This window comes from Streptomyces sp. BA2, from assembly GCF_009769735.1.
GTDB lineage: Bacteria > Actinomycetota > Actinomycetes > Streptomycetales > Streptomycetaceae > Streptomyces.
Genome location: NZ_WSRO01000002.1, coordinates 6119632 through 6140863, shown reverse-complemented (window position 1 = coordinate 6140863; position 21232 = coordinate 6119632). Strand labels below are relative to the sequence as shown.

Below are 21232 nucleotides of genomic sequence, written 5' to 3'. Positions count from 1 at the left end.
TCACGAGCCTAGCCGCCCCCGGGAGCCGATCCGTCCGGTGGTTCGTCACCCGACTGCCCGCCCGGTTCCTCGAGCAGGATCCGCTCCAGTTCGGCCCGGCCCGGCAGGTGCGCGGGGCGGGAGGTCTCGCCGCTGCGGACGTACAGGAACGCCGCTTTCACGGACTCCGGTGGCACGTCGTGCAGCTCGGCCCAGGCCAGGCGGTAGACGGCGAGCTGGAGGGGGTCGGCGGTGCGGGTGCGGCTGGTCTTCCAGTCGACGATCTCGTACGTCACGTCGTCGCCGTCGATCTCCTTGTAGACGGCGTCGATCCGGCCGCGGACGACGCGGCCCGCGAGCGTCAGCTGGAAGGGCACCTCGACGCGGTGCGGAGTGCGGTGGGCGTACTCGGTGCGCTCGAAGGCTTCCTTGAGCGCGTCCAGGTCGCGTTCGTCGGCGATCTCGGCCTCTCCGGGGGCGCCGCCCGGCAGGTCGTCGGGGGCGAGCAGCGGGAGGCGCAGCTCCTCGAAGCGGGTCTCCACCCAAGCGTGGAAGCGGGTGCCGCGCCGGGCCGCGGGCTGCGGCGGGTGCGGCATGGGGCGCGCGAGCTCCTGCGCGAAGCCCTCCGGGTCGGCGGCCAGACGCAGCACCTCGGACGCGGTGAGGGATGCCGGTACGGGGATGTCCCTGATCGCCTCTCGGGCGCGCAGGAGTTCGCCGGTGAGGGCGTCCAGGTCACGGTCCCAGGAGGCGAGCGTGCGGGCTTCCTCCGGGGTGAGGCGGGTCTCTTCCGGGTGGGCGGACGCCTGGTGCGGGATCGTCGGGCGGGCCGATGTCCAGGAGTCCCAGTCCTCGGGGTGGGCCTCGGGCAATCCGGCTTCTCTGTGGGGCGGCTCTTCGTCCTCCGGAGGGGGCGGCCAGTCCGGGTCCTCGGCAGGGGGCACGTCGTCGTACGCCGACGGGTGGGGTTCTTCGTGCGAGCGGGCGTCGTCCGGCGTGCCGTGTGCCCCCTCCCCCGTCAGGCGGTCCAGCTGCGTGAGGACCGTCTGCGCGGCGGCCCGGCGGCGGGCCAGGGCCGTGTCGTCCAGCGGGAGCGGCCACGCGTGCTCGGCGGCGCCCTCCGCCAGGGCGGGGTTCTCCTCGCCCTCCTCCGGTTCGTCCGCCCAGGCCTCGATCTCCCCGTGACCCACCGCGCAGTGGTCGTACAGCGCCCGGAGGAAGTCCGAGGGGCCCCGCGGCTTCTTCTGTGAAGGGCCCCACCAGTGGCCGGAGCCCAGGAGCAGCGAGCGGGGACGGGTGAAGGTCACATAGCCGAGGCGGAGCTCCTCCGTGCGCTGGTGCTCCTTCATGTCCTCGTGGAACGCCTTCATGGACCGGGAGTCCCACGCCTCGATGTCGGGCAGGGTCGCCGCGTCGCCACGCAGCGCGTGCGGGACGACCTTGCCCTGGGCCGTCCACTTCTCGCGGCCCTGGGTGCTGGGGAACGTCCCGGTGACGAGGCCGGGGACGGCCACGACGTCCCACTCCAGGCCCTTCGACTTGTGGGCGGTGAGCACCTTGACCGTGTTCTCGCCGCCGGGCAGGGCGTTGTCCAGGCCCTTCTCGTACTGCGCGGCCGTCCTCAGGAAGGCGAGGAAGGCCAGCAGGCTCGCCCCGCTGTCGTTCGCGGCGAAGGACGCGGCGACGTCCAGGAAGTTCGAGAGCGTCTCGCGGCGGCGGGCCGCGAGGGCGTGCGGTGACGCGGAGAGTTCGACCTCAAGGCCCGTGACGGCGAGCACCCGGTGCAGCACGTCCATCAGCGGGTCGGCCAGCGAGCGGCGCAGATCGCGGAGTTCGGCAGCGAGGCGCGCGAACCGCACTCTCGCCTCCGGCGAGAAGGGCAGCCCGTCGTCCTCCGTGTCCTCCTCCAGCGGCGTCTCCAGGAACGTGTCGAGCGCGTCCGCGAGCGATATCACCTCGGCGGGGTCGACCCCCTCGACCGCTTCGGCCAGACGCCGGTCCGGGTCGTCGTCCGGTGCCGCGTGCCCATGGCGTACGAGAAGGCGTGCGCGGCGGCCCAGGAGGGCGAGGTCGCGCGGGCCGATGCGCCAGCGCGGGCCGGTCAGCAGGCGCACCAGGGAGGCGTTCGCGCCCGGGTCCTGGAGCACCTCGCAGACGGCGACCAGGTCGGCGACCTCCGGGAGGTGCAGAAGCCCGGAGAGGCCGACGACCTCCACGGGGACGTCGCGGGCGACAAGCGCGCCCTGGATCTGCGCGAAGTCCGTCGCCGTGCGGCACAGGACCGCGATCTCGCCGGGGGCCTTGCCGGTGCGCACGAGGTGCGCGATCGAGTCGGCGATCCAGTCGATCTCCTCGGCGTGCGTGCGCAGCAGGGCGCAGCGGACCATGCCGTCGCGCTCGGCGCCGGGCGCGGGCCGCAGCGCCTCCACGCCCGCGTGCATCGCGCGCAGCGGCTCCGCGAGGCCGTTCGCGAGGTCCAGGAGGCGGCCGCCGCTGCGACGGTTCTCGCTGAGCGCGTGGCGGGCCGCGGGGCGTCCGTCGGCGTGCGCGAAGTGCTCGGGGAAGTCGTCCAGGTTCGCCACGGAGGCGCCGCGCCAGCCGTAGATCGCCTGGCAGGGGTCGCCGACCGCCGTCACGGGGTGGCCCGTGCCGCCTCCGAAGAGGCCCGCCAGGAGGATGCGCTGGGCCACCGAGGTGTCCTGATACTCGTCGAGCAGGACGACGCGGAACTCCTCGCGCAGGATCTCGCCGACCTCCGCGCGTGTGCGGGCCAGCGTCGCGGAGAGGGCGATCTGGTCGCCGAAGTCGAGGAGGTCGCGGGAGCGCTTCGCTTCCCTGTAGCGGCCGACGAGCTCGGCCAGTTCGAGCCGGGCGGCCGCCGTCTCCGGGACCTTGCGCAGATCGGCGTTGGAGAGCTTCGCGCCCTCCAGGGTGTGCAGCAGCTCGGTGTCGTACGCGCGGAGCCTGTCGGGCCGTACGAGGTGTTCCGCGAGCTCGCTGTCGAGCGCGAGGAGGTCGCTGACGAGGTCGGGGAAGGAACGGGTCAGCGCGGGATACGGACCCGGTGCCTCGCGCAGCACGCGCGCGGCGAGCTGGAAGCGGGTGGCGTCGGCGAGCAGCCGGGCGGTCGGTTCGAGCCCTATGCGAAGACCGTGGTCGGTAAGGAGGCGGCCCGCGAAGGCGTGGTACGTGGAGATGACCGGCTCGCCCGGAGGGTGGTCCGGGTCGAGCGCTTCGGGGTCCGTGACCCCGGCCTTGATGAGCGCCTGGCGCACCCGCTCGGCGAGTTCGCCCGCCGCCTTGTTCGTGAACGTCAGGCCGAGGACCTGCTCGGGGGCGACCTGCCCGGTGCCGACCAGCCACACCACGCGGGCCGCCATCACCGTCGTCTTGCCCGACCCGGCTCCGGCCACGATCACCTGCGGGGCGGGCGGCGCGGTGATGCAGGCCGTCTGCTCCGGGGTGAACGGGATGCCGAGGAGCTCTTTGAGCTGCTCGGGGTCGGTGATACGAGGTGGCACGTCAGAGAGGCTAGCGGCGGCCACTGACAATCGGGGCGGGCCCGGGTGTCAGTGACCGCTGTCGCTACTGGCGTCAGGGTTTTTCGGGTGTCAGGGCTTCATGAGCTCTTCCATGTCCATGACGTCGCCCGGAGCCGGGGCCTTGACGGCGACGGGCTTGCCGTAGTCGGTGAAGTTCATCGTGCCCGGGTCTTCCTTGCCCGAGGTGACGATCTTCAGGAAGTACGGCTTGCCCTCGGCGGCGACGTAGAAGGTCGTCTTCTTGCCCGAGTCGTCCTTCGTGAGGACGGCCGCCTTCTTGCCGCCGACCTCGGAGTCCTTCTCGCGCTCGAGCTTCTTGAGTTCCTTCGACTGGAACATCGCGTCCGGGTCACAGACGCCGCCATTCCCGCCGCTCGGCGCCTTGACCCACTTGTCCTTGAGGGTCGACGCCTTGCCGCTGCCGCCCATGGCCTTCTTCCAGTACGCCTCGTCACCCTTGATGTACTGGGTCTTGTCGGACACGAGCAGCTCGGCGGTGCCACCCGCGCCGCCGCCCACCTTGCCCTTGCAGTCACCGGACTTGGCGACCGAGAAGTCGACCTTGACCGTCTCGGCGCCCTGCTTGCCCTCGCCGGTCACCTTGAAGGAGCCCGCGTCCTTGGACGCGTCGGCCGCCTTCTTGGCGATCTTGTCGGCGCTCATCCCCTCGAAGGGGTCCTTGTCCTCGCTGGAGCAGCCCGTGATGCCGACGAACGCGGCGGCACAGGCGACTGCCGCGGCCAGGAGCTTCCGGTTGGCTGCCATGTGTGTTTCTCCTCAAAAGACGATGAGCTTTGCGGCGACTTTAGATGGCCTGTGCGGCTGCTATGAACCCGAGTGGCGAGAGGTGACGTTGGCCACTGAAGCCACCAGGGAGGTCAGTCCACGACCTGCCGGCCCTCCGGCTTGGCGCTGCACGAGGCGCGGAAGGCGCAGTGCGTGCAGTGCTGGCCCGTCGTGGGCGAGAAGCGTTCGTCGAGGACCTTGCCGGCCGCGGTGGCCAGGAGGTCGCCCACCCACTCCCCGGCGAGCGGCTCCTGGGCCTGCACCTTGGGGAGGGTCTCGCCGCCGTCCTTCTTGGCGGCGCCCTGACGCAGCTGCACCAGTTCCGCGCCGCCCGCCTCCGGACGTACGCCTTCGAAAGCGTCGTCGACCGCGCCCTCGCGGAGGGCGAGTTGGTAGACGGCGAGCTGTGGGTGGCGGGCCACTTCGGCCGCGCTGGGGGTCTGTTTGCCGGTCTTGAAGTCGACTACGTAGGCACGCCCCTGCGCGTCCTGCTCGACGCGGTCCATGGAGCCGCGCACGCGTACTTCGTAGGGCCCCGCTTCGAGGGTCACGTCGAAGTCGTGCTCGCTGCTGACGGGGGTGCGGGTCGCGCGGTCCATCACATGCCACTGGAGGAAGCGTTCGAGCGCCACGCGCGCGTGCTCCTTCTCCTGCGTCGACTTCCAGGGGGCGTCGAAGGCCAGCGCGTCCCAGACCGAGTCGAGGCGCTCCATGAGGACGGCGAGGTCGGCGGGTGTCCTGCCGGACGCGACCTCGTCGGCCAGGACGTGCACCACGTTGCCGAAGCCCTGGGCGGCGGTCGCCGGGGCGTCCGCCTTCACCTCGCGGCCCAGGAACCACTGCAGGGAACAGGTGTTGGCGAGCTGATCCAGGGCGCTTCCGGAGAGGACGACGGGCTTGTCGCGGTCCCTCAGAGGGACCTCGCTCGCCGTCGGCTCGTACATGCCCCACCAGCGGTACGGGTGCGCGGACGGCACGAGGGGGCGCCCGTCGGCGTCGCTCAGCGCGGCGAGCCGGGCCAGGCGGTGGGCGGCGGCCTCGCGCAGCGGCTCCGACACCCGGGGGTCGACGGTGGTGGAGCGCAGTTCGGCGACGAGCGCGGAGACGGAGAGGGGGCGGCGTGGGCGGCCCGTTATGTCCTTGGGTTCGACGCCGAGTTCGGTGAGGAAGCGGGAGGGCTGGTCGCCGTCGTCCGCGGGTGCCTTGACGGCGGTGACGACGAGGCGTTCACGCGCGCGCGTGGCGGCCACGTAGAACAACCGGCGTTCTTCGGAGAGGAGCGCTCCGGGGGTGAGGGGCTCGGCGAGGCCGTCGCTTCCGATGCGGTCGGCCTCCAGGAGGGAGCCGCGGCGGCGCAGGTCGGGCCAGAGGCCCTCCTGGACACCCGCGACCACCACGAGCCGCCACTCGAGGCCCTTGGAACGGTGCGCCGTCATCAGGCGTACGGCGTCGGGGCGTACCGCCCTGCGCGTGAGGGTGTCCGCGGCGATGTCCTGCGCCTCGGTCTCCTCCAGGAAGTTGAGGGCGCCGCGCCCTCCGGTGCGCTCCTCCGCACGTGAGGCGTACGCGAACAGGGCGCAGACCGCGTCGAGATCGCGGTCCGCGTTGCGCCCGGCGGCGCCTCCGCGGCGCGCGGTCCGCTCCAGGCGGCGTGGCCACGGTGTGCCGTCCCACAGCTCCCAGAGCGCCTCCTCGGCGGTGCCGCCGCCCGCGAGCCGCTCCCGGGCCTTGCGCAGCAGCGCACCGAGCCGCTGGGCGCCACGCGCGTACGCGGGATCATGCGCGACGAGCCGCTCCGGCTCGGCCAGCGCACGGGCAAGGAGCTCATCGGAGGGCGGCGGCAGATGGTTCCCCGCGGCACGCTCCTCCGCTCGGAGAGCGCGGCCGAGGCGGCGCAGGTCGGCGGCGTCCATGCCCGCGAGGGGGGACGTGAGAAGGGCCAGGGCGGTCTCGGTGTCGAGCCAGGTGGTCGGGGAGACGGCTTCGGGCTCGGGTACGGGGTCGGCCACAACTCCCGCCTCGGGCTCCGACGCCGAGCCGAGCTCGGACGCGGGCTCGGACTCGGACACGGGATCACGCCCGGCTTCAGGCTCGGGCGCCTGACGAGCCGCGAGTCCGGGTTCGGACTCGGACTCAGCATCGGCATCGGCCATGAGCTGCCCGGCCTCGGACTCGGCCTCCACCCCAGCCTCGCCCCCCGCCCCGCCAGGCGACGGCTCGGACACCACCGCCGTCGCCACCGCCCGCAGCGCCGTCAGCAGTGGCGTGACCGCCGGCTCATGGCGCAGGGCGATGTCGTCGCCGTCGATGTCCAGGGGGACGCCGGCCGCGGTGAGGCTGCGGCGGACCGCGGGGATCGTGTGGGCTCCCGCGCGGACCAGGACCGCCATCTCGCCCCAGGGGACGCCGTCCTCCAGGTGCGCGCGGCGCAGGATGTCCGCGATGTTGTCGAGCTCGGCGCCGGACGTGGGGTACGTGTAGGTCTCCACGCGGCCGCCATCCCTGACCGCCGCCAGCTCCCGGTGGGCCCGTACCTTCTCCGCGGGCAGCCTGGTCAGCGGCATGCGGCGGGTGAGCAGGCGCGTGGCGGCCAGCAGACCGGCTCCCGACCTGCGGGACGTCGTCAGGACCTCCACCGGCGCCGCGGTGCCGTCCGCGCGCGGGAAGCGGTCGGGGAACTCCAGGATGCCGTTCACGTCGGCGCCCCGGAAGGTGTAGATCGACTGGTCCGGGTCGCCGAAAGCGACAAGGGAGCGCCCGCCCCCGGCAAGCGCGTGCAGCAGCCGTACCTGCGCCGGATCCGTGTCCTGGTACTCGTCCACGAACACCGCGTCGTACTGCGCGCCGAGCGCCCGTGCGACCTCGGGACGCCGCGCGAGCAGCACCGCGCGGTGCACCAGTTCCGCGTAGTCGAGCACTCCTTGCATGTCGAGTACGTCCAGGTACTCCGCGAGGAACGCCGCCGCCGCGCCCCAGTCCGGGCGCCCCGCGCGGCGGGCGAAGGCCTCCAGGGCGTCGGGGCCGAGGCCGAGCTCACGGCTCCGGGCGAGCACCGCGCGCACCTCGTCGGCGAAGCCCCGTGTCGTCAGGCAGGCGCGCAGCTCGTCCGGCCAGCGGACGTGGGAGCGCCCCTCGCCCGCCAGGTCGATCTGGCCCGCGAGGAGCTCCCGTACGGCCACGTCCTGCTCGGGACCGGAGAGGAGGCGGAGGGGCTCGACGAACAGGTCCGCGTCCTGGTGGGCGCGGATGAGGGCGTAACAGAAGGAGTGGAAGGTCGTCGCCTGCGGGGCGTTGGCCGCTCCTATGCGCAGCGCCATGCGGTCGCGCAGTTCCACCGCGGCCTTGCGGCTGAAGGTGAGGACCAGAACCCGCTCCGGCTCCGTGCCCTTCGCGATCCGCGCGGCGACGGATTCCACGAGCGTCGTCGTCTTGCCCGTGCCGGGCCCCGCCAGGACGAGCAGCGGCCCTCCGGCATGGTCAACCACCGCGCGCTGCCGTGCGTCAAGACGAGGGGGATCCACGCGGACCGGCGGGGTACGCACCAGTCGATAGGCGCCCTGGGACCCCTGTCGCACCTGCTGGTGCGACGGGTGCCGGGTGTGCCGGGCGGAAGAAGTGGAGCTCACGTGGGTCGCCGGTCCTGGTGGGTGTACGTGGTGAAAATCGGCTGCGCGATGGCTGCGGGGTGAGAGAAATGCGTGCTGTCGACGCTACGCCAGCGGGCGTGCGGGACGCGTGGCTTCCCCCGTACGGGCCACCGGTCCTCCACGACTCCGCGGGATGGCCGAAGCTGTCAGGTGTGAGCCTCCGGAGCCCGCGGGTGAGCGGCCTCGCCACTGTCCGCCGCGCCGCCGCCCGCCGCGTCGTGGACAGCTGCCGTGCCGTCCCAGCGCGCCCGCCGCATGTCGAGGCGCGGTACATGTCCCTCGGACGCGCGGCCCGCCTCACGCAACGGCGTGGCCTCCGTACGGTAGTGGCCGAGCGCCCGCAGCTCGTGGCCCGGCAGCAGCCGGCCGTCCGCGCGCACCACACGCCACCACGGAACCGCACCCCCGTAGAGGGCCATCACCCGGCCGACCTGCCGGGGCCCGCCCTCCTCCAGCCACTCGGCGACGTCCCCGTACGTCATCACCCGCCCCGGAGGGATCAGCTCCGCGACCTCGAGGACCCGCTCCGCGTACTCCGGGTACTCCGGAAGCCCTTGCTCCGGTCCGCTCTCCTCGCTCATCCGGACCATCCTGCCGTACCCCACCGACACCGTGAGCGGCCCGCGACAGAGTGTGCGGTACGAGACAAACTGGAGCTCGGTGAACACTTTGCGCCCCCGCATTGCACCCTGATGCCCCCCTCTGTCGGTGGGGCATGCCACCATCGTGCGGGCGGTGACTGGTGATACGAGATCAAGAAGAGGCGACGGAGCAGCAGGATGTGCACCCCGATGAGACGGCGGGCACCCCTGCGGCCGAGGCGCACCCGGACACCGGTGGGCACTCCCTGAAGAAGCACGAGAAGCACGAGAAGTCCGAGCAGCGCGAGAAGTCCGGCAGGGACGAGGACGGGCGACCCGCGGCCGAGCAGGACGCCCACGCCGCCTTCGTGCCCGACGAGTGTGCCGACGACTGCGCCGACGGCGAGGGAGCCCACGCCGACCGCGTCGCCGGTGACGAACCGCTGCTCGCCGCGCGCGTGCACCGCCCGTCGGACCTGATGCGGCTGCTCGTCGGCATCCTCGGGATCGCCGTCGTCCTCGCCATCGCCGCGTTCGCGCACGGCACGACGTCGGGGCTCGCCCAGGACATCGACAAGGGCACGGACCAGGCGCCCGACCTCCTGATCAAGTTCGCGGGCCTCACCGCGAGCATCGGCGTGCTGCTCGTGCCCGTCGCGTTCGCGATCGAGCGCCTGGTCAAACGGGACGGGCTGCGCATCGCTGACGGCGTCCTCGCGGCCGTCCTCGCGCACGGCGTGACGCTCGCCACCGACCTCTGGGTCGCCAAGGCCGCACCGGACTCCCTCCAGGAGGCTCTGACCCGGCCGTCCCCCGGCGAGCTGCACGCGCTCACCGACCCCGTGCACGGCTATCTCGCCCCCGTCATCGCGTACATGACAGCGGTGGGGATGTCCCGGCGACCACGCTGGCGTGTGGTCCTGTGGGTGGTGCTCCTGCTCGACGCCTTCACCATGCTGGTCACCGGCTACACGACGCCGTTCTCGATCATCCTGACGGTCCTGCTCGGCTGGAGCGTGGCCTACGGCACGCTGTACGCGGTCGGCTCCCCGAACGTCAGGCCCACCGGCCAGACGCTGCTCGCCGGCCTGCGGCACGTCGGCTTCCGCCCGGTGAGCGCATCCCGCGAGGACTCCCCGGACAGCGAGCACGGCGACCGGGGCCGCCGCTACTTCGTCACCCTTGAGGACGGCCCGCCCCTCGACGTCACGGTCATCGACCGCGAACAGCAGGCGCAGGGCTTCTTCTACCGCGTGTGGCGCAGGCTCACGTTGCGCGGCATCACCCAGCGCCGCAGCCTGCAGTCGCTGCGCCAGGCCCTGGAGCAGGAGGCCCTCCTGGCGTACGCGGCGATCGCGGCCGGGGCCAACGCACCCAAGCTGATCGCCACCTCCGAGCTCGGCCCCGACGCGGTGATACTCGTCTACGAGCACACGGGCGGCCGCACCCTGGACTCCCTGCCGGACGACGTCATCACCGATGAGCTGCTGTGCGACACCTGGCGGCAGGTGCAGGCGCTCCAGTCGCGGCGGATCGCGCACCGCAGGCTCGCGGGCGACGCGATTTTGGTGGATCGTTCCGGCACGGTGATCCTGACCGACCTGCGGGGCGGTGAGATCGCCGCGGGCGACCTGGTCCTGCGGATGGACATCGCCCAGCTCCTGACCGCCTTCGGTCTTCGCGTGGGCGCCGAGCGCGCGGTCGCGACCGCGGTCGACGTGCTCGGCCCCGACACGGTCGCCGACTGTCTTCCGCTGCTCCAGCCCATCGCCCTGACGCGGTCCACCCGCGGGACCCTGCGCAAGCTGGCCAGGGAGCGGTCGCAGCGCGAGCGCGAGGCGGTCCTTGAGGCGTCCCGCAAGGACAAGCTGGCCCGCGCGGCGGAGGCGGACGCCAACGCCGCGGCGGAAGTGGCGGAGACCGTCGACGGCGCCAAGGCTCCCGACCGCAAGACCGTGCGCGCGGAGAAGCAGGCGGAGAAGCAGGCGATAGACGTCGCGCTCGAACAGGCCCGCGAGGAGGATCTGCTCACCCAGATCCGCCACCAGGTGCTGCTCATCCGGCCGCAGGCGCCCGTCGAGCCCGCTCAGCTGGAGCGGATCAGGCCGCGCACGCTCATCAGCTTCATCGCCGGTGCCATCGGCGCGTACTTCCTGCTCTCCCAGCTCACTCACGTCGACTTCAACACGATCATCGGCGAGGCCGAGTGGGGCTGGGTCGCCGTGGCCGTGGCGTGCTCGGCGCTGAGCTACTTCGCGGCGGCGATGAGCCTGCTCGGCTTCGTCCCGGAGCGTGTGCCGTTCCTGCGGGCCGTGCAGGCGCAGGTCGCCGGGTCGTTCGTGAAGATCGTGGCGCCCGCCGCGGTGGGCGGCGTCGCGCTCAACACGCGCTTCCTGCAGCGCTCCGGGGTGCGTTCCGGCCTCGCGGTGGCGAGCGTCGGGGCCTCGCAGCTGTTCGGGCTGGGCTCGCACATCATGCTGCTGATGATCTTCGGGTATGTGACCGGTACGGAGAAGACGCCGTCCCTTTCGCCGTCCCGGACCGTCATCGCCGGTCTCCTCTCGGTCGCGGTGCTCGTGCTCGTGGTGACCGCGATCCCGTTCCTGCGGAAGTTCGTGGTCACGCGCGTGCGGTCGCTGTTCGCGGGCGTCGTGCCGCGCATGCTCGACGTGCTGCAGCGCCCGCAGAAGCTGCTCACCGGCATCGGCGGCATGCTGCTCCTGACGCTCCTGTTCGTGCTCTGTCTCGACGCTTCGGTACGTGCCTTCAGCACTACGGAGATGAAGCCGCTGACCTTGGCCAGCGTCGCCGTGGTCTTCCTCGCCGGCAACGCGCTCGGCTCCGCTGCGCCCACGCCCGGCGGTGTCGGAGCGGTCGAGGCGACGCTCACCTTCGGTCTCATCGCGGTGGGCGTACCCAAGGACGTCGCGGCGCCGGCCGTGCTTCTGTACCGGCTCCTCACGCTGTGGCTGCCGGTGCTTCCGGGGTGGCTGTTCTTCAACCACCTGACAAGGAAGGGCCTTCTTTAAAGAAGGGGCCTTCTTGGAAGGAGGGGCCTTCTTCAACAGAAGGACGCCTGTTCACGGAAGGCCGAGCCAGCCGTGCGCCCCGTCTGCGCCCCCCGCAGGATGGGGAGCATGCCCAACCTCAAGGCGCGTGCCGCCGCCACCGTCGTCCTGCTGTCTGCGACCCTCGCGGCCTGCGGCGGTGACGACTCCAAGGACTCCAAGGATGAGGACCTCTCGTCCCAGGAGCTCAGCTGGAAGGAATGCCGCGCACCGGCCGCGTCCGAAGGCGGAGGTGAGGCCCCGTCCCCGCTGCCCGGCGGCGCCGCATGGCAGTGCGCCACCATGAAGGCCCCCCTCGACTGGGACAAGCCCAAGGGGGACACGCTCGACATCGCCCTGATCCGCGCCGCGGCGAGCGGCGAGAAGGGCCAGCGGATCGGCTCGCTCGTCTTCAACTTCGGTGGCCCCGGCGGCTCGGGCATCACCACGCTGCCCGCCTTCGGGGAGGACTACGCCAAGCTGCGCACCCGCTACGACCTGGTGAGCTTCGACCCGCGCGGCGTCGGCCGCAGCGCGGGCGTGAAGTGCGAGGACGACGAACAGCTCGACGAGTACTTCCAGCAGGACTCCACGCCCGACGACGACGCCGAGCGGAAGAAGCTCGTCGCCAACGTGAAGGGCTTCAACGGAGCTTGCGAGAAGAACTCCGGCGAGGTGCTCCCCCACGTACGGACCACCGACGCGGCCCGCGACATGGACCTGATGCGCCAGGTGCTCGGCGACGAGAAGCTGCACTACTTCGGCATCTCGTACGGCACCGAACTCGGCGGCGTCTACGCGCACTTGTTCCCCAAGAAGGTGGGCCGTGCCGTCTTCGACGCGGTCGTCGACCCCACCGAGACGGCGGAGCAGGGCTCGCTCGGCCAGGCCGAGGGTTTCCAGCTCGCACTCGACAACTACGCCAAGGACTGCACGTCGAAAGTCGCCGACTGCCCCGTCGGAGACACCGAGCAGGACGTCAAGGAGCGGATCGCCAAGCTCCTCAAGGACCTGGACGCCAAGCCGCTGCCCGCCATCGCCCCGCGCGAACTGACACAGACCGCCGCCACGAACGGCATCGCGCAGGCGCTGTACTCCGAGGACTTCTGGCCGTATCTCACCGAGGGCCTCGACGAGGCGTACGACGGCGACGGCAAGATCCTGATGGCGCTCTCCGACTCCATGAACGGCCGCAACCAGGACGGTACGTACAGCAACATCCAGGCCGCCAACATCTCCATCAACTGCGCGGACGACAAGGCGCGCTACACGCCGGAGTACGTCGAGGAGAAGCTCCCCGGGTTCCGTGAGGCGTCGCCGCTGTTCGGCGACTATCTGGCGTGGGGCATGGTCGGCTGCACCGACTGGGCGGTGGACGGCGCCGCCGAGCACCCGGACGTCAGCGCGCAGGACGCGCCGCCCATCGTCGTCATCGGCAACACGGGCGACCCTGCCACGCCCTACGAGGGTGCGAAGAAGATGGCGGACGCGCTGGGCAAGGGCGTCGGCGTCGAGCTGACGTACAAGGGCCAGGGGCATGGGGCGTACGACAGCAAGAACAAGTGCGTGCGGAACGCGGTGAACAGCTATCTGCTGGACGGCACGGTGCCGAAGGAGGGCACGGTCTGCTCGTGACGTGGTGAGGGCCACCCGGGGCGCCCCGGATCACTGTCGGTGGGCCCGCCTACTATGGCTTGACTGTCTTCCGAGGGGGGAAGCGTTCCATGCCGCGTTTCGTACGGTCAGCAGCTCTGGCCGCCGCAGGGGTTCTGGTGGCCGGGCTCGCCGTCGGCTGCGGCGGTTCCGAAGGCGACGGGGGCAAGGACGACGCGAAGCCCGCGCCGACCGGCCCCGAGCAGTCGCCGAAGCCCGACCCCTCCTCCACCCTGCCCGCCTCGCTCACCACCCAGAAGCTCGACTGGGGCGGCTGCAAGGCGACCGGAAGCGACCCCGCGCCCGGCTCCGAGTGGCAGTGCTCGACCCTCAAGGTCCCCTTGGACTACGCGAAGCCGGACGGCGAGACGATCGACGTCGCGCTGATACGTGCCAGGTCCACCGGCGAGGGCAAGCGCATCGGCTCGCTCCTGTTCAACTTCGGCGGACCCGGCGGCTCCGGCGTCTCCATGCTGCCGTCGTTCGCGGACATGTACGACACGCTGCGCGAGCGGTACGACCTGGTGAGCTTCGACCCGCGCGGGGTGGCCGGCAGCGAGGGTGTGCGCTGCCGCAGCGACAAGGAGACGCAGGCCGCGGAGTCCGTCGACCTCACCCCGGACACTCCGGCCGAGGAAGCGGCGTACTTCAAGGACGCGGCCGACTTCGGCGCGGGCTGCGAGCGGAACGCGGGCAAGCTGCTCGACCATGTCTCGACGGTCGAGGCGGCGAAGGACATGGACGTGCTGCGCCAGGTGCTCGGCGACGAGAAGCTGCACTACATGGGCATCTCGTACGGCACCGAACTGGGCGGCACGTACGCCCACTTGTTCCCCAAGAAGGTGGGGCGCCTCACCCTGGACGCGGTCGTCGACCCGAGCGCGGACTCGGTGGGCCACGCCAAGAACCAGGCACGGGGCTTCCAGCGCGCCCTGGAGAACTACCTGAAGTCCTCGGGCCAGGACCCGAAGGCCGGCTCGCAGAAGATAGTGCGCCTCCTGAAGCGGCTCGACGCCGAGCCGCTGCCCGGGTCGGGCGACCGGAAGCTCACCCAGTCCCTGGCGCTCACGGGCATCACGGTAACCCTCTACAGCAAGCAGAGCTGGCCCGCCCTGACCCGCGGCCTCGAGCAGGCCGAGAAGGGCGACGGCTCGGCACTGCTGCAGATGGCCGACGCCTACAACGAACGGGACGAATCCGGGCGTTACAGCACACAGAGCCACTCGCAGCGCTCGATCTCCTGCCGCGACGGCAAGGCGCGGACGACGCCCGCGGAGGCGAAGGCACAGCTGGCCGACTTCCGTGAGATATCGCCGGTCTTCGGCGAGTTCATGGGCTGGGACACGGCGGGCTGGTGCCATTCCTGGCCGGTGGCCGGGCTGCACGACTCCCCCGACGTGAGCGCCCCGGGCGCGGCCCCGGTCCTGGTCGTCGGCAACACCGGTGACCCGGCGACGCCCTACGAAGGCGCCCGCAAGATGGCGGACGAACTCGGCGAGGGCGTCGGCGTGATGCTGACCTGGAAGGGCGAGGGCCACGGCGCGTACGGCATGGGCAGCGACTGCGTGGACAGCACGGTCAACGACTACTTGCTGGAGGGCAAGGCCCCGAAGGACGGCAAGGTCTGCGAGACCTGAGTGATCCAGCCACTGGGCGGAGTCTCCAGCCCGTCCGGCGTTTGAGGACGAGCCCTCAAGGCGATGGGGCCCGCACCTTTGAAGGTGCGGGCCCCATTCTCCGTTCAGGCACTACGCCTAGTAGACCGGCTTCTCGGGCTCGATCTGGTTGACCCAGCCGATCACGCCGCCGCCCACGTGCACCGCGTCGCTGAAGCCCGCGGACTTCAGCACGGCGAGGACCTCCGCGGACCGGACACCCGTCTTGCAGTGCAAGACGATCTTCTTGTCCTGCGGAAGGCTCTCCAGGGCGGTGCCCATGAGGAACTCGTTCTTGGGGATCAGCTTGGCGCCGGGGATCGAGACGATCTCGTACTCGTTCTGCTCGCGCACGTCGATGATCTCGATCTTCTCGTCGGCGTCGATCCACTCCTTGAGCTGCTTGGGAGTGATCGTCGAGCCGAGCGCCGCCTCCTGGGCCTCGTCCGACACGACGCCGCAGAAGGCTTCGTAGTCGATGAGCTCGGTGACGGTGGCGTTCGGGCCGCAGACCGCGCAGTCCGGGTCCTTGCGGACCTTGACCTGGCGGTACTGCATCTCCAGGGCGTCGTAGATCATCAGGCGCCCGACCAGCGGGTCGCCCACGCCGGCCAGGACCTTGATCGCCTCGGTGACCTGGATGGAGCCGATGGACGCGCAGAGCACGCCGAGCACGCCGCCCTCGGCGCAGGACGGGACCATGCCGGGGGGCGGGGGCTCCGGGTAGAGGCAGCGGTAGCACGGGCCGTGCTCGCTCCAGAAGACGGAAGCCTGGCCGTCGAAGCGGTAGATCGAACCCCATACGTACGGCTTGTTGAGCAGTACGCAGGCGTCGTTGACCAGGTAACGCGTGGCGAAGTTGTCCGTGCCGTCGACGATCAGGTCGTACTGGCTGAAGATGTCCATCACGTTCTCGGCCTCGAGCCGCTCTTCGTGGAGGATCACGTTCACGTACGGGTTGATGCCGAGGACGGAGTCCTTCGCCGACGCCGCCTTGGAGCGGCCGATGTCGGCCTGGCTGTGAATGATCTGGCGCTGCAGGTTCGACTCGTCGACCTCGTCGAACTCCACGATGCCGAGCGTGCCGACGCCCGCCGCGGCGAGGTACATCAGCGCCGGTGACCCGAGGCCGCCGGCGCCGACACACAGCACCTTGGCGTTCTTCAGCCGCTTCTGCCCGTCCATCCCGACGTCGGGGATGATCAGGTGGCGGGAGTACCTGCGAACCTCGTCGACGGTGAGCTCAGATGCTGGCTCGACCAGGGGTGGCAGCGACACGGGGACTCCGTTGGTCGGTATTTCGGAACAGTTGTTCTGCGTGTAACACTGCCACGCCCTTCTTCATTCCGAGACACCCGTTCCGATGCGCGAGACGATTTCGTCCCAGTACCCGGGCATCGACTCCCACGGGTCGTCCGCTCCCCCGCTGTCCACCCGGTCGGTGAAGTAGATCGTCGAGGCGCCCTGCCAGCGTGCGATGCGCAGCGCCTCGTCGAGATGGCCGCGCGGCATGCCGTGCACGAAGTGACAGAAGCGCTCGGGCGGGTAGTCGGCGGTCCACTCGGCCACCTGTGACCAGCGGTAATCGCTCCAGGGGCCGGAGAAGGTCACCAACTGGTCGGCGGATTCGGCGTATCCGGGATACGGATGGGTGCCGTGCCCCAGGACGATGTGCGCGTCGTCGCAGAGCGCGCGCAGGGTCGTGACCGTCCGCCGGACCTCCGGGAGCGCGGCACGCTCCGTAGGGCAGCGGTCCAGCGAGAAGCCGTCGACCTGATACCAGTCGAGGTAGCGGTGGGCGTCGGAGACGAGCTCCCCGAACCCGCGGGCGCCGTACATCACGTCGAGGTGACCGAGAACACGCACGCCCGCGTTCCGCAGCCGCCCCGCCGCCTCCAGACAGTGCGGGTCGGGCCGGCCCCCGGGCCCCCTGCTCACATTCAGGACAACCCAGTCCAAAGGGGTCCCCGGGCGGGTGAGTTCGGACCATTCGGCGGGCGCGACGAGGGGGTGCGCGAAGCCCGGGATGCCGAAGCCGAGACGTACGTCGGTGTGTGCGGTGCCTGTGGCTGTGCTGGTCAGATGCGGCATGCCGCCTCCATCCAGATGTCGGCGAGTGATTCTTCGAGGTTGATCCGGGGGCGCCAGCCGAGCCGGTCGCGCGCGGTGCGCACATCGGCCTGCTGCCAGCTGCCGCACCCGTCGGGGTAGGGGTAGGCGGCCGGGCCCCCGTGGTCGGATTCGGCGCGGGGGTGCCCGATGGATTGCCTCAGGGCCCCTTGGTCGAGCTCGTGCAGGGCTCCGCCGTACCCGGCGACGCGCGCCAGGACGGCCGCCGCGTCACGCAGCCGCACTGCCCGGCCCGCACCGATGTTCACGATCCCCTGGGCGGCGGAGAGCGAGGCGGCGTGCACGGCGCGCGCCACGTCGCGTACGTCGATGAAGTCCCGCTGCACGCCGAGGCCCCCGAGCTTGAGCTCGCCGTCACCGGCCTGCATGGCCCGCCGCATGGCCTCGGCGAGCCGCCCGAGCGGCGATCCTGCCGGGGTGCCGGGCCCGGCGGGCGAGAACACCCGCAGGACGACCGCGTCGAGACCGGCCCCGAGGACCAGCTCGGTGGCCGCGAGCTTGCTGACGCCGTACGGTCCGCCGGGCCTGGGCACGGCGTCCTCGGCGGTGGAGGACCCCGGCTGGCTCGGCCCGTACTCGGCACCGCACCCCAGCTGCACGAGCCGCGCCCCGCATCCGCTGCGGCGCAGGGCCTCGCAGATGGTGGCGACGGCGACGGTGTTGTGCCGGGTCAGCTCGCGGGCGCCGCCGCGGGTGGCGCCCGCGCAGTTGATGACGACGCCCGGGTGCACGGCGTCGAGGAAGCGGGTGAGCGCGCCGGGGCTGCCGCTCGCGAGGTCGAACCGTACGTCCGAGTCGTCGCCGCGGCCGAGCGCGGTGAGCTGCACCGCCGGGTCGGCGAGCAGCCGGTCGGCGACGAACCGGCCGAGGTATCCGTTGGCTCCGATCAGCAGCACCCTCATCGGGCGGCTCCCGGCTTGGATTCTCGGATGCTGGGGGTGCTCATCTGGCGTTCTCCTTCAGGGGGTTGCCGTAATTCACGGGGTAAGGCCCGCGGTGTCGGCCCCGCGGGAGAGAGATTTCGAATGGGGCCAGGAGTAACTGGCGGCGCGCATCCTCAGGGCGCCCCGTCGCCGTGCGCGGAGGCCCGGCTGAGCACGCGCAGGGAATGGAGCAACAGCACGCCCGCGGCGGCGCCGCACGCGACGAGGGGTACGACACCGGGCCCCCAGGCCCGGACCGCCGCCTCCACCGGCGCCGCCGACCACGCGCACCCGGGCAGGCGCGCCGCGAACACGGAGGCGAGCGATACCGCCTCCACCGCACCCGCGGCCCCCAGCATCAGCAGGGGCGCGCGCGTGAACCCGTACGAGGAGAGCAGCCGGGAAAGCAGCAGCAGCGCGCCGAGCGCCCCGGCCCCGGCGGAGGCGGGCACGCCATGGACGGCCCCGGCGCCCACGAGCAGGGCCCCCAGGGCGCACAGGTACAGCGCGACGACGCCCAGCAGCAACGGCCGTACGGCGGAGGTGAATTCAGCGAGCCCCCGGCTGAGCGAAAGGCGTCGCCGCGCCCCCACGGCGAACAGCCGAGCGCACCACACGGCGGGCGCCACGGCGAGCGAGAGCCCCAGTGCCGCGGCGGTCGACGGCGCCCAGGGGCCGCCGGGCCCACCCGAGACGGCGCCCCGCATCAGCCCGTCGCCGAGGAGGGCGTACGCGACGAGAAAGCACAGCCACGCGCGCGTGGCCGGCGCGATATGACGCGCGGAACGCAGCGGACCGTACCGAAGAGCCACCTGGAGCGCGACGGCCACGGCGAGTGCTCCGCCGAGCCCCACCGCGTACCGCGCGCGCCCCTCGCTCAGCTCGATCCCCACGGCGGCGAGCCCGCAGGCCGCACCCGGCAGCAGGGCGAACAGCGCCCATCCGGCGGGCACTTCGGGGGCCCCGCGCGAGGGGAGGGCCACGGAGGCGCCGCGTTCCTCCTCGTCGCGCGGCACGCGCGCGTACATCTCATCGGCGAGTGCGAACACGTCCCGGTGCCTGAACCGCGCGGCGGTCCGGTCGGTCACTCCGTGCGCCTCTAGCCCCGCCGCGATCTCCAGCGGGTCGACAGCGCGCTCGCACAGCTCCCGGTGCCGGTGCATCAGCGCCTTCACGGGGTCCGCCGCACCGCGCCGCGCGGGCTTGGCACCCGCCCCGGCGCCACCGCCCGGCCCTCGCCAGGCCGCGGGCTCCCGCACCAGGGCCGCGTCGGCCACCAGTTCCTCCGACCGCACGTCCCACCCGCCCGGACTCTCCGGAGCCCTTGGCGCGTCCACCTGCTGCTCCTTGCTCATACGCCCGCCCCCTTCAACCGCCCCGGTCCGTCAGCCTCTTGCGCCCAGCTGGGCGCGCCACCCGTACCCGCGCCTGCGCCCTCGTCCCCGCCACCGCCACCGCCGCCGCCGCCGCCCGCGGCGACCGCCCAGCGCCCCGGCATGTACGCCTCTGCCGGATGGCCGAAGGGCACCGGCTCGCCCGCGTCGTCGACCGCCTCCCTGCGCACCGGGCAGTGCGAGACGATCTCCAGGTAGATGCCGCGGAAGGCTTCGGTGTTCTGCTCCACGGTGAACAGTTCGAGCGCCCGCGCACGCGCCGCCGCCCCGAGCCGCTCGCGCCGCCCGGCGTCGCGCAGCAGCGCCACGCACGCCTCTGCGAGCGCCCGCGGATTGCGCGGCGGCACCACGAGCCCGGTGCCGCCGATGACCTCGACGACCGCTCCGACATCCGTGGAGACCGTGGCGCGCCCGCAGAACATCGCCTCGACCAGGCTGATCGGGAAGCCCTCGACGACGCTCGAAAGGACGACGACACTCCCCGCGGCGTACGCGTCCGCGAGCTCGGGCGTCTCGGGCGCGCCGATCTCCTCGAAGGACACGGGGTTGTCGCCGACGGCGTGCGCCCCCGTCGCCTCGTCCGGGAAGAGCTGCGCGGCGAGCGTCCTGCAGTGCGCGAGGTACGCGCCCGCTTCCGGGTCATCGCCGGGGGCCCCGACGATGCGCAGCCGCGCCTTCGGCTCCTCCTTGCGGATCTCCGCGAAGGCGTGGAGCAGGGAGATCAGGTCCTTGGCCGGCTCGATGCGCCCGATCCAGAGGAGGGTGTCGGGGTCGCCCGGGTCCTCCCGCTCGCCGACCTCCGCGAAGCGGGACGCCTCCATGCCCGGATAGACCGTGCGCAGCTTCGCCCGCTCGGCTCCGCACCGCTCCTGCCAGCGGCGGGCGTGCGTGTTGCCGGGGGTGATGATCTTGGCCTGGCGGTACACCTCGGCGGCGAGCCTGCCGTGGAAGGAGGTGAGCAGGGCCCGCGCCGGCGCACTCAGCGCCTCGTCCCCGGTCGCGAGGTAGTGCGCCCGCAGTTGCACGCCGTACTCGGTGACCAGGAGCGGCACTCCGGAGAAGTGCTGGGCGAGGAGGCCGGGGAGCGCCGCCGGGCCGCCGGACGTGGCGTGGCACAGGTCCACCGCGCCGAGGCCGTCGTCGCCGTACCAGTCGAGGGAGAGCGGGCGCAGGGCGCGCTCCAGGAGGCCCGCCACGGCGAGCAGGTCGGGTACGCGTGCGGCGCGGGCGGCGCGGAGTGCGCCCGGCGCGCGGCACGCGCCCTCCAGGGCGCGCACGGCAGCTTCGGAGCGCAGTGCGGCGACGAGGCCGCCCTGGTCCATCGCGAGTTCGGCGAGGCCGTAGAGCGCGCTGCCGAAACGGTCCGCCAACGTGTCAGAAGGAGCAGAGGCTCCCGCCGCCCCCGAGTCGCAGACCGCCGCGGCCAGTTCACCGAAGCACTCCGCGAAGCGCCGCCGCGCGCGTCGTCCGTACCCGGCTCCGAGGGCGACTCCCTCGTCGACGCTCCAGTCGACGGGCCACAGGGGCGCCGTCCGCACCCGGTTCACCTGGGGCGGCAGCTCGATCCAGCCCTGCGCCTCCTGCCGCTCGCTGCGGCTGAGGGCGTAGATGTCGAATTCGTGCTGCCCGAGCCCGCGCACGAGCCGGTCGCACCAGAGCCTGGCCTCACCGCTCACATACGGATAGCCACCCTCCGTAAGCAGTCCGATGCGCACGCGTACACCCCCGATCTCCCATGTGGAGAGCCGCCGTTGGACCCGGTGGCTCGCAGCGGGACGAACGTATGCGGACATGCCGGTGGCGTGATGGACGGTTGTCCATCACGCCACCAAAAGGGGTGAACGGCAGTAACTTTCCCGCACCGGTAGCGTTCTGTCGCGCTATGGCGCTCGGAG

12 protein-coding genes are annotated in these 21232 nt (G+C 72.0%); 3 read left to right on the top strand and 9 right to left on the bottom strand.

From position 1 onward, the window contains the following. Nucleotides 1-8: 8 nt before the first annotated feature. The 4 genes from E5671_RS30530 to E5671_RS30515 all read right to left on the bottom strand — a co-directional run bounded on the left by E5671_RS30530 (nucleotide 9) and on the right by E5671_RS30515 (nucleotide 8535). Entirely contained in the window at nucleotides 9-3500 is a 3492-nt protein-coding gene (locus tag E5671_RS30530; RefSeq protein ID WP_160507103.1) for a UvrD-helicase domain-containing protein, read from the bottom strand. A gap of 90 nt (nucleotides 3501-3590) precedes the next feature. Further along, entirely contained in the window at nucleotides 3591-4286 is a 696-nt protein-coding gene (locus E5671_RS30525) for a hypothetical protein (RefSeq protein ID WP_160507102.1), read from the bottom strand. Between the two features lie 113 nt (nucleotides 4287-4399). Next, nucleotides 4400-7933 carry a UvrD-helicase domain-containing protein gene (locus E5671_RS30520; RefSeq protein WP_160507101.1) on the bottom strand — a complete coding sequence of 1178 codons (3534 nt, stop codon included), beginning with the start codon at nucleotides 7931-7933 and terminating at the stop codon, nucleotides 4400-4402. Between the two features lie 167 nt (nucleotides 7934-8100). Next, nucleotides 8101-8535 carry an MGMT family protein gene (locus E5671_RS30515; RefSeq protein WP_160507100.1) on the bottom strand — a complete coding sequence of 145 codons (435 nt, stop codon included), beginning with the start codon at nucleotides 8533-8535 and terminating at the stop codon, nucleotides 8101-8103. A gap of 161 nt (nucleotides 8536-8696) precedes the next feature. Between E5671_RS30515 and E5671_RS30510 the strand changes: the two genes are divergently transcribed. The 3 genes from E5671_RS30510 to E5671_RS30500 all read left to right on the top strand — a co-directional run bounded on the left by E5671_RS30510 (nucleotide 8697) and on the right by E5671_RS30500 (nucleotide 14872). Then, nucleotides 8697-11564, top strand: a complete 2868-nt coding sequence (locus E5671_RS30510; RefSeq protein WP_160507099.1) for a flippase-like domain-containing protein — start codon at nucleotides 8697-8699, stop codon at nucleotides 11562-11564. Nucleotides 11565-11672: 108 nt separating this feature from the next. After that, on the top strand, nucleotides 11673-13217 hold the full coding sequence (locus E5671_RS30505) for an alpha/beta hydrolase (RefSeq protein WP_160507098.1): 1545 nt from the start codon (nucleotides 11673-11675) through the stop codon (nucleotides 13215-13217). Nucleotides 13218-13306: 89 nt separating this feature from the next. Further along, nucleotides 13307-14872 (top strand): alpha/beta hydrolase, encoded by a 1566-nt coding sequence (locus E5671_RS30500; RefSeq protein ID WP_160507097.1) that lies wholly within the window; start codon nucleotides 13307-13309, stop codon nucleotides 14870-14872. A 117-nt stretch (nucleotides 14873-14989) separates the two neighbouring features. Here E5671_RS30500 and moeZ read toward each other — a convergent pair whose 3' ends face one another. From moeZ to E5671_RS30475, 5 genes are all read right to left on the bottom strand, one after another. Beyond that, nucleotides 14990-16168 carry an adenylyltransferase/sulfurtransferase MoeZ gene (moeZ, locus tag E5671_RS30495; protein ID WP_160507096.1) on the bottom strand — a complete coding sequence of 393 codons (1179 nt, stop codon included), beginning with the start codon at nucleotides 16166-16168 and terminating at the stop codon, nucleotides 14990-14992. Nucleotides 16169-16231: 63 nt separating this feature from the next. Further along, nucleotides 16232-16981, bottom strand: coding sequence for a spherulation-specific family 4 protein (locus E5671_RS30490; protein ID WP_160507095.1), 750 nt, complete (start codon nucleotides 16979-16981; stop codon nucleotides 16232-16234). Beyond that, nucleotides 16969-17922 carry an NAD-dependent epimerase/dehydratase family protein gene (locus E5671_RS30485; protein WP_160507094.1) on the bottom strand — a complete coding sequence of 318 codons (954 nt, stop codon included), beginning with the start codon at nucleotides 17920-17922 and terminating at the stop codon, nucleotides 16969-16971. Before E5671_RS30485 ends, E5671_RS30490 begins: the two co-directional genes overlap by 13 nt. Nucleotides 17923-18077: 155 nt before the next feature. Next, nucleotides 18078-19298, bottom strand: a complete 1221-nt coding sequence (locus E5671_RS30480; RefSeq protein WP_160507093.1) for a hypothetical protein — start codon at nucleotides 19296-19298, stop codon at nucleotides 18078-18080. Continuing rightward, nucleotides 19295-21052, bottom strand: a complete 1758-nt coding sequence (locus E5671_RS30475; RefSeq protein WP_160507092.1) for a DUF3492 domain-containing protein — start codon at nucleotides 21050-21052, stop codon at nucleotides 19295-19297. Before E5671_RS30475 ends, E5671_RS30480 begins: the two co-directional genes overlap by 4 nt. Nucleotides 21053-21232: the final 180 nt, after the last annotated feature.

Coding starts and splice junctions, on each gene's coding strand:
- E5671_RS30515 (WP_160507100.1), bottom strand. CDS start 8,535: ATGAGCGAGGAGAGCGGACCGGAGCAAGGGCTTCCGGAGTACCCGGAG.
- E5671_RS30525 (WP_160507102.1), bottom strand. CDS start 4,286: ATGGCAGCCAACCGGAAGCTCCTGGCCGCGGCAGTCGCCTGTGCCGCC.
- E5671_RS30480 (WP_160507093.1), bottom strand. CDS start 19,298: ATGAGCAAGGAGCAGCAGGTGGACGCGCCAAGGGCTCCGGAGAGTCCG.
- E5671_RS30500 (WP_160507097.1), top strand. CDS start 13,307: ATGCCGCGTTTCGTACGGTCAGCAGCTCTGGCCGCCGCAGGGGTTCTG.
- E5671_RS30490 (WP_160507095.1), bottom strand. CDS start 16,981: ATGCCGCATCTGACCAGCACAGCCACAGGCACCGCACACACCGACGTA.
- E5671_RS30505 (WP_160507098.1), top strand. CDS start 11,673: ATGCCCAACCTCAAGGCGCGTGCCGCCGCCACCGTCGTCCTGCTGTCT.
- E5671_RS30485 (WP_160507094.1), bottom strand. CDS start 17,922: ATGAGGGTGCTGCTGATCGGAGCCAACGGATACCTCGGCCGGTTCGTC.